Genomic DNA, 13,580 nt, shown 5'->3' on the forward strand with positions numbered 1-13,580 from the left:
AGCCCGCCGTGACCGGTGCGGACCACGCGGATCCTCCGACCGCGGCGGAGTGACGCGTCCGACGCGCGGGTCCCCCCGCCGTCTCCGTTCCACCGGGCCTTCCCACCGTGACGGCCGGTCCCCGCGGACCCTCCGGTACGTCGCCGCCGGCGATCCGTCCCCGCGCGGCACCTCTTCTATCCCCGACGGGGCGCTTCCCGCCGGGACACAATGACCGTGTGCGGTATCTGATCCTCGGCGTCACCGAGGCGCGAGACGAGCGCGGCGGTGTGCTGCCGGTGGGCGGCGCGCGGCTGCGCACCCTGCTCGCCGCACTCGCCCTGCGCGCGGGCCGCCCCACGACGGCCGCCGCGCTCATCGACGACGTATGGGGCGACGAGCCCCCGCAGGACGCCCCCGCCGCGCTCCAGGCCCTCGTCGGGCGGCTGCGGCGCGCCCTGGGCCGGGAGGCGGTCGCCGGGACGCCGGGGGGCTACCGGCTCACGGCGGGGCCCGACGCCATCGACCTGTACGTCTTCGAACAGCTGGCCCGCCGGGGCGCCGCCGAGCTGGACTCCGGCAGTGCCGAGGCCGCCGCCCGCACCCTGCGTGCCGCACTCGCCCTCTGGCGCGGCCCCGCGCTGACCGACCTCCCCGGGCGCGAGCGCGGGATCCAGGCCGAAGCGCACCGGCTCACCGCGCTCCGGCAACGCATCGAGGCCGACCTCCGGCGCGGCGCCACGGCGGACCTCGTACCGGAGCTCAGGCAGCTCACCGCCGCACACCCGTACAACGAGCCGCTGCACGCCCAACTCCTGCGCGGCCTGTGCGCCGAGGGGCGGCAGGCCGACGCGCTCCTGGCGTACGACGAGGTCCGCCGGGTGCTCGCCGACGGGCTGGGCACCGGCCCCGGACCGGAGCTCACCGCACTCCACCGGCAACTCTTCGACGCCGGAGCGCCTCCCGCGCGGCCTCCGGCCGGTCCGCCGCGTCCCCAGGCCGCCCGCCCCTCACGTTCGTCGGCCGATGGGCCGTATCCCTCGGGGGGCGTGGCGCGTTCGTCGGCCGATGTCGGGCCGTACCGCCCGGACGGCGTGGCGCGTCCCCCGGCCGGTCCGCCGCAGGCCGAGGGCAACATCCGGCCCCGGCTCACCTCGTTCGTGGGCCGTGAGCCCGAACTCCGTCTGATCCGGGCCGACCTGACGCGTGCCCGTCTCGTCACACTCACCGGCCCCGGCGGTTCGGGCAAGACCAGGCTGGCCGAGGAGTCCGCGGCGGGTCAGGGTGCCTGGATCGCGGAACTCGCCCCGCTCGACGACCCCACCGGCGTACCCGGGGCCGTGCTCTCCGCACTCGGCCTGCGCGAGACGACCCTCCTCCAGGGCACCGCCCTCGACGGGAACCCCGCACCGGCCGACCCCACCGGGCGGCTGGTCGAGCACCTCGCCCACCGGTCGCGGCACAGTCCCTTCCTCCTCGTCCTCGACAACTGCGAGCACGTCATCGAGGCCGCCGCGACCCTGGCGGAGACCCTTCTCACGCACTGCCCGCGGCTGCGGATCCTCGCCACCAGCCGGGAGCCCCTCGGCGTACCGGGTGAGGCCGTCCGCCCCGTCGGTCCCCTCCCGGCGGACCCCGCGCACCGTCTGTTCACGGAGCGCGCCCGCGCCGTGCGGCCCGACTTCGATCCGGGGTCGGAGGCGGCGGACACGCCCCGGGCCGTCGCAGAGATCTGCCGCGGACTCGACGGCCTTCCGCTCGCCATCGAGCTGGCCGCCGCCCGGCTCCGCCTGCTCACCCCCCGCCAGATCGCCGACCGGCTCGACGACCGCTTCCGGCTGCTCACCAGCGGCAGCCGGACGGTGCTGCCCCGCCAGCAGACGCTGCGGGCGGTCGTGGACTGGTCCTGGGACCTGCTGTCCGAGGGGGAGCGGACCGCGCTGCGGCAGATCTCCGTCTTCTCCGGCGGGTGGGACCTGGCCGCCGCCGAGGCCGTGACCGGTCCGGACGCCGCCGGCCTGCTCGGCGCGCTCGTCGACAAGTCACTCGTGGTCGCCGCCACCGCGGACGGTACGCAGATGCGCTACCGCCTGCTGGAGACCATCCACGAGTACGCCGCCGAGCGGGCCGCCGAGACCCCCCGCGTCCTGGAGGCCGCCTCCTCGGCCCACACCGCGTACTTCACGGCGCTGGCCGAGGAGGCCGATCCGCAGCTGCGCTCCGGCGGCCAACTGCCCTGGATCCGACGCCTGGAGACGGATCTGGACAACATCCGTGCCGCACTGCACCGCACGACCGTCGCGCACCCCCGGGAAGAACAGGCGCTGCGCCTGGTCCTCGCCATGGGGTGGTTCTGGTGGCTGCGCAACTTCCGGGTCGAGGGCATGGCCTGGGCCGACCGCACCGTGGACCTGGGAGCGGACCCCGAGGACCCGGCCGATCCCCGCTACTGGCCCCGCATGCGCGTCCACATGCTGCGCTTCTTCCTCGCCGTGGAGAGCCGGCCGACCGAGAACCTGCACGAGGACACCGAGTTCCAGGCGCTGGTGGGCCGGGTGACCGAGGCCTTCGGCGGCTGCGACGGCCCGGAGTCCGCCCGCTTCCCGGGTCTGCTCTGGCCGATGACCTCGTACATGCGCCGCGAGTACCGGCCCGACGGGCACGCGACCTTCGACGCCGCCGTCGCCCACACCCGCGCCCACGGCGGTGACTGGGAGTACGGGGTCACCCTGATGGCCCGTACCCACATGCTGGTGGACACCCCCCAGGGCCTGGGCGGCATCGACGAGGACATCGCCGAACTGCGCGTCCTGAGCCGGCGGGTCGGCGACCGCTACCTGAGCGCCCAGGTGGCGAGCGCCGCCGCGGAGGCGGGTATGACGCGCGGTCGGTACGAGGAGGCGCACGCGGCCTACGCCCAGGCACTGCGACTCGCCCGTGAGGTCGGCGCCCACGCCGAGGTGCCCTTCCTCCTCGGCCGTCTCGCCGAACTCTCCTACCGCAACGGTGACCTGGACGCCGCGCGGAAGGGCCTCGACGAGGCGGAGGCCGAAGCGGAACGCCAGTCCGTGCTGGACGCCCGCGCCTACGTGGACTTCCTGCGGGCCTCGGTCGCCCTGACCGCGGGCGACATCCCCCGGGCACGCCGGTACGCCGACGCCGCGGGCTGCGGCGAGTCCTACGGCAGCCGCCCGCCGCAGTTCGCGGCGGCGGTCCTGGGCGTCTCGGCGCGCGTCAGGGCGCTCGAACCGTCCGGCGGTCCGGCCGAGGGACTGCGGGAAGCGATCACGGCGCTGCGCCTGTCCGTGACGTCCGGTTGCGCGGACAACTTCACCGCCCACCTGGCGGAGGTCGCGGGCGGCATCCTGGTCCGGCTCGGCCTGTTCGCGCCGTCCGCCCGCCTCCTCGCGGCGTCCGAGGCCTGGCGCGCGGACGGCCCCCGCTCCCCGGTGGAGGAGGCCGAGGTGGCGGCGGCGGTGGGGCGGCTGCGCGAGGAACTGGGCCCCGGACCGTACGAGGAGGAGAGCGCCCTGGGGAAGGGCCTCACACCGGCGGAGGCGCTCGGCCTCCTGGTCGGGGTGGCCGAGGAGTTCAGCGGCAGCTGATGCGCGAGTCCGCCCAGTCGGCCAGCGCGACCCCGCCGAACGGTCCTTCCGGTTCCACGACGAGCCGGATCGTCCGCACCCCCTCGATGCCGACACTCACCGGTACGGCCGGCTCTCCGCCCCGCACCACGGGCGACTGCCACAACCGTGGCCCGTCACCGTCGTAGACGGAGAAGCGGACCGCCCCGAGCCCCAGCGTCAGATCGTCCACCCCCGCCATCGCGTCGTAACGGGTGCACGCCCGGTTGAGCTGGACGGTGACCGACGAACGGGAGGGTGCGGTCACCCCGTGGGCGTACGCCGTCGAGGCGATCGACAGCCCCTGACGCTGCCAGAACACTCCCGTGCTCCGGCCGAGCAGGATCTCGGGTCCGGAGTGGTCACCGGTGACGGAGTACGCCAGCTCGTTCACCTGGTAGACCTCCGGCGCGGGCACCTTCGGGGCCGGCGGCGTGGGTGCGGGTGCCGGTTCCGGAGGGGTGGGCTCGGGCGTCGGCTCCGGAGCGGGCGGTGCCGGGGCCGGCGGGGGAGTCGGTGTGGGGGTGGGAGCGGGCGGGGGTGTGGGCTCCGGGGCGGGGGGCGCCGCGGGCGCGGGGGAGTCGGGCCGCGCCGAAGGGGCCGGGTCGGGCGGAGGCGTGGGGCTGGGGGTGACGGGTGCCACGGCGGGCGGCCTGGCCACCGGCTTCTCCTCCGGCGCGGGCCGGTCGTCACCCACCAGGGCCCATACGAGGCCCGCGGCCGCCGCCAGGGTCACCGCGGCGGCGATCCCTGCCTTCACCGGAGCACCGAGCCCCTCCGAAACGGCGGCTCCTCCCGCCGCGCCGCCGCCCGAGGACGCGCCTCCCGTGGCGGCAGCGGCGGCTCCGGCTCCGGCGGCGCCCACCGCGCCACCCGCCACGACACCCGCCGCCTTGACGGCGTACCCCGCGGCGAACCAGCCGATGACGGCGACCGGCAGCAGGGCGGGGATGCCCGCGTTGACCCGGTCCAGCTCACCGGCGGCGACCCGGCACTTCGCGCACTCGTCGAGATGCTTGCGCAGGCCCCGTTCGGCCCGGGTCCGCAGGCCGCCACGCGCATGGGCGCCGAGCCGGTCCGCGTACCGGGCGCAGTCACCGCCGTCCGTCAGCGACCGGCTCACATGTGCTTGCAGATAGGCCTGCTTGAGGCCCTCGCGGGCCCGGACGGCCAGCACCGCCGTGGCGTTGGCCGTCAGCCCGAACAGCGGGGCGACCTCGCTCGGCGACTCCTCCTCCACGGTGGTGTGCCACAGCACGGCCTGCCAGCGTTCCGGCAGGCTGCGGAAGGCCTGCATGGCCATCGACCGGTCCGCCTCGTGCATGGCGAGCACGTCGGCGCCGAGATCGAGGGTGTCGGCCTCCGACAGCTCCGCGGAGCGCGTGGCCTGTGCGGCGAACACCGCGAAGTCGTCGACGAGATGCTCGCGCTTCGCACTCCTGGTCCACGCGGCCGCGACGTGCCGGACAGCCGTCATGAGGTAGGCGCGGACGGCCTCCTGAGGGCCCTTCCCACCGCGCACCGCCTGCAAGGTCCGTGCGAACACCTCTGCCGTCAGGTCGTCGGCGGTGTGCGCGTCCCGGCAGCAGGTACGGGCGTAGCGGCGCACCGCCCCCGCGTGGCGGCGGAACAGCTCCTCGTACGCCTGGTCGTCACCCGCGCGCATGCCCTGGATCAACTGGGCGTCGGAAGGCCCGAGATCGGCGGATCCGGCGCGGCCCTCACGCTGGAGGGGAACCGCGTGCACGGTGCCGGGCTCCACGCCCGGCTCCTGGTGGGCCACGTCGTCGGGCGAGAGCTGCGGCCAGGGCCCGGGCAGCACCGTGCCGCCCTCGGCGGAGTCGGCCGGACGCGCGCCCTCCGGTCCGTCCTCGGACGGACCGCCCGGCTGCCCGCCACCGGAACGGTCCGGGGGAGGAACCTGACTCGGCACCCTGCCCGAGACCCGAGCGTCTGAGGGACCGCCGGCCTCCGTCTCCGTGCCCCGGCCGCCCTTGCCCGTGGCAGCGATACCGTCGCCCGGCTCTTCCTGCTGCGCGTCACCGCTCATGGCGGAAGCTCCCGTATGCACCCTCGGACCCGAATTCCGGGGCCAGAGTGTCACAGAGCCACGCCGTGACGAACCCTGAGGATCAGCAACCACTCGTCCGGGGTGTCTTCCCGTGCCCAGGGGGCGTGACATCGACGCGACGGGGAAGAAGCAACGGCCCCCGGACGCACGGATGTCCGGCCGACGAACACCGTTGCCCCACCGGTCGCCGCACCGTGGAACGGCCCTGCGGCCCTACCGCCCTACGGCGCGGTCGGGAGCCGGCCCGACGCCGCGCCACCCCCGCGTGTCCACGGATGGGGCACGGGCCCCTCCGCGCGCCCGCGGAGGGGCGCATCGCCCCGTCCACCCGCCTGTGGATCGTGCCGACGCCCCCTCCGCGCGAAGCGCTTCCGGGCGCCGACGGTGCCGCGCCCCGAGGGCGGCCCGGGTGCGCGGGCCCGTGCGTGCACCCGCGGGCTGTGGCGAGCCACGCACCCGCGGATGCGGAGGCAGAACCGCGGCAGAGGCAGAGGCCTGGGGCCGTTACGGGCGCGGAGGCCAGGCCGCGACCGGGCAGGCCCGCACTGCGGGAGGGCGCGTGCTGCGGGGACGGCCCACGAGAGGCGCGCTCTCAGCCGTGGACGTACGCCCACGGGTACGCTCCGCCCGCAGCCGGTGTCCGCCCGTCCACAGCCTGTGGACTCATGCCCTCGGCCGGCGGACGCGTACCCGCGGACGTAGCCCACCCGAGCCGGTCGCGGCGCCCCCAAAGGCATACCCCCCCCCACCAGGCTGGCGGACGCGCACCCGGTGGACCCGCACGCCCGCACCTGGAGGCCGCCCGCGCGCACCCGGTGGGCGTGCTCCCGCACAACCGGTGGGTGCGCGCGGCACCCAGGCGCGCGCCGTGGTCCTACGCCGGGCGGGAGCGGAGGCCCTCCAGCAGGATGTCCAGCAGCCTGGCCGAAGCGGCGGCCTGCTGGGCCGGGTCCGGCAGGGCCGGTGCCGCCGTGGCGATGACCAGCAGCACGTCGGCCACCGTGACATCACCCCGGAGCTCTCCGGACTCGCAGGCCCGGCTCACCAGTCTGCCCACGACCTCCAGCAGCTCGGACGCCCCCGGGGCGTCCTCGAACCCGTCCTCGGCGTCCGGGTGCCGGTCATCCACCCGGTGGCCGGGCTGTTCCACGACCTGCCGCTGATGCGGCACGCGCGTCCCGTCGTCGGCGGAGCCCGACCCTGCCGACGACTGCTCGTCCTGCGTGGCCCCGACGCGCAGGACCTGGGGCGGCAGCAGCCGGCCCGCGCCCGACGCGACCGAGGTCCTGAGGAAGCGGGACAGCGCGGACCACGGCTCGTCCTCCTGGCCGAGGGCGGTGCGCGCCTGATCGGTCAGCCGGGCGGTCTCCTCCTCGGCTATCCGGCGCACCAGCACGTCCTTGCTCGGGAATCGGCGGTAGACCGTCCCCACGCCGACCCGCGCACGGCGCGCCACGTCCTCCATCGGTGCGCCGTAACCCAACTCGCCGAACACCTCGCGCGCTGCGCGCAGGACGTGTTCGAGATTGCGCTGCGCGTCCACGCGGAGCGGCGCCGACCGGGCAGTCCCGCCCGTCGCTCCGCCAGCCGCGACCGTCCCGACCGCGCCCACGGAACCCGGCCGCCCGCGGTCCTCGGCAGTGGCGACAGCACTCGGCCCCTGCAAATCCTGAATGTGCATGACTTCCCCCGGTTATGACGTCTCCCCCCGGAGACTTCCCCGCCCTGTCCGCCGGTGTGTGGACCTCAGTCCGAATCCGACACCCCGACGGGGTACGAACATAGTTGAGCCCGGGTCAATTCAGAAGGGGGTAGTTCCGCACGGTGAGCCCCCCGATCGGAGCAAGGACCGGCCGGACCCTGGTCCGACCTCCGCGGGCGGCCCCGCCCGCCGTATCTGACCTGCGCAGCTCCCCGGGAAAGCGTCGGCCACGGGCCACCCGGTGATCGAGGTCCTCCGGTCACACAATTTGCCAGGCCTGTGGACAAACAACAGGAGTCCGTTGCGTCATGGGATGGTGATGGCACCAGATCCCCGGGGGACATCCCCCGGCACCCGGCCAAGTGTGCGCATTCTCGTCGTCGGCGGCGGCTACGTAGGGATGTACACCGCGCTGCGCCTCCAGCGGAAGCTGCGGCAGAGACTGAAGAGCGGCGAGGCCGAGATCGTGGTGGTCACGCCCGAGCCCTACATGACGTACCAGCCGTTCCTGCCCGAGGCCGCCGCCGGTTCCCTCTCGCCCCGCCACGTCGTCGTGCCCCTGCGCCGGGTCCTGAAGAACTGCACGATCGTCATCGGCGAGGCGGAGCGCGTCGACCACGCCAAGCGCACCGTGTCCGTCACGACGCTCGCCACCGGCGAGGACGGCACCGGTGCCCTCGAGATCCCGTACGACGAGATCGTCCTCGCGCCCGGATCGGTGTCGCGCACCCTGCCGGTCCCCGGCCTCGCCGACGTCGGCATCGGCTTCAAGACCGTCGAGGAGGCCATCGGCCTCCGCAACCACGTCATCGAACAGATGGACATCGCCTCCGCGACCCGGGACCCCGCCATCCGCGACGCGGCCCTCACCTTCGTCTTCGTCGGCGGCGGATACGCGGGCGTGGAGGCGCTCGCGGAGCTGGAGGACATGGCCCGCTACACCTCGCGGTACTACCACAACATCAAGCCCTCGGACCTGCGATGGATCCTCGTCGAAGCCACCGGGCGCATCCTGCCCGAGGTCGGAGAGACGATGGGCGGGTACGCCGTCAGGGAGCTGCGGGGCCGCAACATCGACGTACGGCTCGACACGCGTCTGGACAGCTGCGAGGACCGGATCGCCGTGCTCAGCGACGGCTCACGGTTCCCGACCCGCACCCTGGTGTGGACCGCGGGCGTCAAACCCGCGCCGGTCCTCGCCGCCTGCGACCTCCCCCTGACCGAGCGCGGCCGGATCCGCTGCACCGCCACGCTCGCGGTCGACGGCGCCGAACACGCCTGGGCCGCCGGCGACGCCGCGGCCGTACCGGATCTGACCTCGGCCGAGCCGGGCACCGAGACCGCGCCGAACGCCCAGCACGCGGTGCGCCAGGCCAAGGTCCTCGCGGACAACGTCGTGGCCGCGCTCGACGGCCGGCCGCCCGAGGAGTACCGCCACTCCTACGCCGGTTCCGTCGCCTCGCTCGGCCTGCACAAAGGCGTCGCGCACATCTACGGGCGCAAGCTCAAGGGGTACCCGGCGTGGCTGATGCACCGCGTCTACCACCTCAGCCGCGTCCCCACGTTCAACCGGAAGGCGCGCGTCCTTGCCGAGTGGACCCTGGCCGGACTGTTCAAACGGGAGATCGTCTCCCTCGGCTCGCTCGAACACCCGCGCGCCGAATTCGCCCTCGCCGCCCGAGGACACGCGCATCCGGGGCCTCCCGAGGACATTCCGCCGAAGGGCGACAGCCCACCGGACACGACCGGTTGACCCGGGGACCGGCGCGCCGGAGGGCGCCGAGGGAACGGCTGGGGTTCAGCGGACGGACCCACTGCCGTACGCCAACTGTCAGTACGGTCGGTCACACTGGGCGTGTGACCATAGGTGGGCTCACACCTGCACAGAGTTACCCGACAGGCAGTCACCTACAGTGACCGCAGGCGACGACCGACCGCACGAAGAGGCCCGGCCGCACGTTCCCGGAGGCCCGGCCCCGGCACCCCGACCCGGCATGGGAACCGGCAGGGGACCGGCCACAGGACCAGCACCAGAAGAAGCTCGCCCGAGCGGACCAGACCGACACACGAGGCCAGAAATTCCGTGAACTTCACGCGCTGGAGCGCCCGCCTTCCCGGAACGCAGCGTCGAGCCGCCGCGCGCGACGACCAGAGTTCCGTACCCGCCGCCCGCGCCGAGTCCGTACGGCCGAAGGCCACGGCCACACCGCCGGACGCCCCGTCGGAACCCTCCGCCCCCGGCCCCTCCCTGGAGGCCCTGCCGGCCCGCGAGCTCCTCGGGCGGCTCCCCGCCCCCGTCGCGCTGCTCCACGGCCCGGAGCACCGCATCACCTACGTCAACGCCGCCTACACGTCGGCCTTCGGCCCCCGCCCGTGCGGCGCACCGGCGGCCGAGGCCATGCCCGAGCTCGCCGAACTGAGCCTGCTGCCCCTGATGGACCAGGTGCTGCGCAGCGGCACTCCCCGCACGGTCAAGTCCCGGAAGGTGCTGGCCGGAAGCTCGTACACGGTGACCTGCACCCCCGTGAACACCGGCGACCCGGACGGACCCGGCGCGGAGGCCGGCGTCCTCGTCTACGCCACCGACGTCACCGACCACGCCGAAGCGGCGGAGCGGCTCCGCGCCAGCGAACGCCGCCACCGCGACACGGCCGTGACCCTCCAACGCTCGCTGCTCCCGCAGGACCTCGAACAGCCGGACGACCTGCGCATCGCCGCCACCTACCAGCCCGGCGGCACGGACGCGGCGGTCGGCGGCGACTGGTACGACGTCATCACCCTGGGCGCCGGCCGGACCGCGCTCGTCATCGGCGACGTGATGGGGCGCGGAGTGCGGGCCGCCGCCGTCATGGGCCAGCTGCGCACCGCCGTCCGCGCCTACGCGCGCCTCGACCTGCCGCCGCACGAGGTGCTCCAGCTCCTCGACGTCCTCGCCGCCGAGATCGACGCCAGCCAGATCGCCACCTGCGCCTACGCCGTCCACGACCCCAACGAGGGCCATCTCGTCTACGCCTCCGCCGGGCACCTCCCGATCCTGGTGTGCGACGAGGACGGCACGGTCCACCGGGCCGAGGACCCGACCGGGCCACCGCTGGGCACGGGCGGCTGGGTGCACACCTCCGGGACGATTCCGCTGCCGCCCGGCTCGACCGCCGTGCTGTACACGGACGGCCTGGTCGAACGCCGCAGCGAGGACATCGACGAGGGCGTGGCGTCCCTGGAGCGCGCCCTGTCGGGTGCCAGGGGAACACCCCAGGTGGTCTGCGACCGGCTCATCCGGTCCCTGGGTGTCACCGCGGAGCACGACGACGACGTCGCGGTGCTCGTCGTCCAGCACCCCGCCCGTACGGGACCGAGCGCGGAGCTCTTCCACAACGCCTCGCTCGAACTGCTCGGGGGGATCGAGGCCGCGCCCAGGGCCCGCGCGTTCGCCTCGGGAGTCCTGGCGTCCTGGCGGTTCCCCGTGGAGCTCTGCGACCTGGGGGTGCTCGCCGTGAGCGAGCTCGTGGCGAACTCGCTCCAGCACGGCACCCCGCCCATGCGCCTCGGCCTGCGGCGGACCGACCGGCGCCTGATCATCGAGGTGACCGACGGGGACGACCACCTGCCGCGCCGCCGCCGCGCCGAACCCGCCGACGAGGCGGGACGCGGCATCTCCATCGTCGCGACCATCGCCTCGTCCTGGGGCAGCCGCCGCACCCCCGGCGGGGGCAAGGCGGTCTGGTGCGAGTTCGCGCTCCCCGGCTGATCCGGGCGGAACGCCGCCGTCTCAGCGCACGGCGGTGGGCGCGGTGACCGGCTCGCTTCCCGGCAGCGACACGGCGACCACCCGCGACGGCGCCGTGAGCGACGGGTTGTCCTGCACGGGTGTGAGCCGTCGGCCCAGCTTCAGGGCCAGCACACTGATGCCCAGCGAGAACAGCACGAAGGTCACGATGTACGGCGCGTGCAGCGACGCCCCCATGGGCCCGCCCACGGCGGGCCCGACGGCCAGCGCCAGTTGCTTCACCAGGGCGAACGCCGAGTTGTACTGACCGACCATGGCCTCCGGAGCGAGATCGGCGACGAGCGGCGCCACCGTCGGCGACAGCATCGCCTCACCCAGCCCGAACAGGGCGTACGTCGAGATCATCGCGGCCGTCGCCATGGTCTGGCCGCCGTGCCCGAGACCCGCGTAACCGGCCACGATCCAGGCGAACGCCCAGATGAGCCCGACCCAGGCGATGACCCGGCTACGGCGCCGGCGCTCCACGAGACGCAGCACGACGAACTGCGCCGCGACGATGACCGCGGTGTTGGCGGCCAGCGCGATACCGAGGGTGGACGGGTCGATTCCGGCGGCCTCGGTCCCGTAGGCGGCCAGCCCGGACTCGAACTGTCCGTAACAGGCGAAGAAGATCACGAAGCCCAGCACGCACAGCTGCACCATCGCCCGGTGCGAGAGCAGCACCCGCAGGCCGGCCTTGGGGGCCTCCCCGTCGGCGGACACCGTGAGGGAGGGGGCGCGCGGCATGCGCACGGTGGCGGCGACCACGCCGAGCACCACGAACATCGCCGCCTCGATGAGGAAGAGCAGGGTGAAGCTCGACGGGTGATCGACGTCGACCAGCTGGCCGCCGACCAGGCCACCGATGCCGAGGCCGAGGTTCTGCAGGAAGAACTGCGTCGCGAAGGCCCGCGTGCGGGTCGCGGCGCTCGAGCACCACACCAGCATCGTGGCGAGCGCCGGCTGCATGACGGCGGTGCCCGCGCCGAGGACCGCGGCGGACAGCACGGCGGACGTCACGCCGTTCGAGACGCCCAGGGCGCACGCGCCCACGGCCGCCGTGGCGGCGGCGACGACCAGCACGGGCAGCGGCCCCCGCCGGTCGATGGTCCGGCCGGTGAACGGCAGCACGGCCAGCGCGGCCATGGCGAAGACGGCCAGCACGACACCCGCCGTACCGGCACCGAGATCCCGTACCTGCGCCACGTAGACGTACAGATACGGAACGGTGAACCCGAGCCCGAACGCGCTCAGCGCACTCCCCAGCTGGATCCGCCGCAGCGCTGCACCCATCTCCCTGGTCACACTCACCTACCTCAAGACGCGAAGAACCTTCAAGAACACAGACCCATAGACTTTAGCACTAAAATTAGAGTCTGTACTCTTCACCTCGAAGGACTTCGAAGGCGATGGGGGGCGTGCCATACTGCCCGCCATGTCTGACACCACCGAGCAGCCCGAGCTCCAGGAGCCGAGCCTCGACGAGCAGATCGCGGCCTACCAGCGCGAGTTCCGGGACCTTGACCCCCAGGTCGAGCAGATCGTCTCCGCGCTGGGCCGGCTGAACCGCCGGATGAACGTCGCCTACGGCAGACAGGTCGCCGCCCTCGGCATCAGCAACGCCGAGTGGGAGGTCCTGAAGACCCTGGTCCTGTCGGGAACGCCCTACCGCCTCGGCCCCGGGGAGCTCGCCAAGCGCCTCGGCCTCACGCCCGCGGCGATGACCCACCGCATCGACCGCATGGCGGGCGAGGGTCTGGTCACCCGGGACAGGGACGAGAACAACCGGGTGCGCGTCATCGTCGAGCTGACCGACGAGGGCCGTACGAAGTGGCTGGAGGCGATGCGGATGGCCACCACCTTCGAGGAGGACCTGCTCCAGGACCTCTCGGGGGACGAGCGCGGAGCGCTGGGCGAGATCCTCATCCGCCTCCTGCGCCGTGTGGAACACGAACAGCCGGACGCCGGCGGCCGGCTCACCGACCTGGACTGACCGCCCTCGCGGAGGGGCACGGGCGGGGTTGACACGCTCCTCCCGGGTCCGTAAGGTTCTTCGAGTTGTCCCGGAGCCGACACGGTCCGGCGGCAGCCGATCCCGCCGCGAATGCGGCAAACAAACTTCAGTACGACCTCCCACCGGGGAGAATTTCGGCATGCCGGAATTCAATTCACGGGCTCGATTATGAGTCGCCGGGAGAATCCGCTAGAGTTTGAGCGTCGGAACGGCCCAAGGGCCGGGAAGACGAACCCCGCTGACTGGGAATCAGGCCCGAAAGGATCTGATAGAGTCGGACTCGCCGGAAAGGGAAACGCGAAAGCGAAGAACTGGAAAGCGAAACAGCACGAACCCGCTTCGGCCGGGAATCGGACACGAAAGAGTCTGATAGAGTCGGAAACGCAAGAACGAAGGGAAGCGCCCGGAGGGCCCCGGTGAAACGG

The 13,580-nt window shown here is 73.7% G+C and carries 7 protein-coding genes; 4 read left to right on the forward strand and 3 right to left on the reverse strand.

From position 1 onward, the window contains the following. Positions 1-218: 218 nt before the first annotated feature. Positions 219-3,584 (forward strand): BTAD domain-containing putative transcriptional regulator, encoded by a 3,366-nt coding sequence (locus tag ACFVS9_RS03575; RefSeq protein ID WP_389929782.1) that lies wholly within the window; start codon positions 219-221, stop codon positions 3,582-3,584. Here the strand turns inward: ACFVS9_RS03575 and ACFVS9_RS03580 are convergent. Beyond that, positions 3,571-5,652 (reverse strand): sigma-70 family RNA polymerase sigma factor, encoded by a 2,082-nt coding sequence (locus tag ACFVS9_RS03580; RefSeq protein WP_389929784.1) that lies wholly within the window; start codon positions 5,650-5,652, stop codon positions 3,571-3,573. The genes ACFVS9_RS03575 and ACFVS9_RS03580 overlap by 14 nt on opposite strands. Positions 5,653-6,547: 895 nt before the next feature. Beyond that, positions 6,548-7,354, reverse strand: coding sequence for a TetR/AcrR family transcriptional regulator (locus ACFVS9_RS03585; protein WP_389929786.1), 807 nt, complete (start codon positions 7,352-7,354; stop codon positions 6,548-6,550). Positions 7,355-7,739: 385 nt separating this feature from the next. Between ACFVS9_RS03585 and ACFVS9_RS03590 the strand changes: the two genes are divergently transcribed. Further along, positions 7,740-9,128: an NAD(P)/FAD-dependent oxidoreductase gene (locus tag ACFVS9_RS03590; protein ID WP_389929788.1), complete on the forward strand. Its 1,389-nt coding sequence runs from the start codon at positions 7,740-7,742 to the stop codon at positions 9,126-9,128. A 330-nt stretch (positions 9,129-9,458) separates the two neighbouring features. Then, entirely contained in the window at positions 9,459-11,123 is a 1,665-nt protein-coding gene (locus tag ACFVS9_RS03595) for a SpoIIE family protein phosphatase (protein WP_389929789.1), read from the forward strand. Between the two features lie 21 nt (positions 11,124-11,144). Here the strand turns inward: ACFVS9_RS03595 and ACFVS9_RS03600 are convergent, their stop codons facing one another. After that, a complete protein-coding gene (locus tag ACFVS9_RS03600; RefSeq protein WP_389929804.1) occupies positions 11,145-12,434 on the reverse strand; it encodes an MFS transporter in 1,290 nt (429 codons plus the stop codon). Between the two features lie 142 nt (positions 12,435-12,576). On the opposite strand from ACFVS9_RS03600, the gene ACFVS9_RS03605 reads away from it, so the two are divergent. Beyond that, positions 12,577-13,134 carry a MarR family winged helix-turn-helix transcriptional regulator gene (locus tag ACFVS9_RS03605; protein ID WP_099173040.1) on the forward strand — a complete coding sequence of 186 codons (558 nt, stop codon included), beginning with the start codon at positions 12,577-12,579 and terminating at the stop codon, positions 13,132-13,134. Positions 13,135-13,580: the final 446 nt, after the last annotated feature.

The organism is Streptomyces sp. NPDC058008 (assembly GCF_042886395.1).
Classification (GTDB): Bacteria; Actinomycetota; Actinomycetes; order Streptomycetales; family Streptomycetaceae; genus Streptomyces.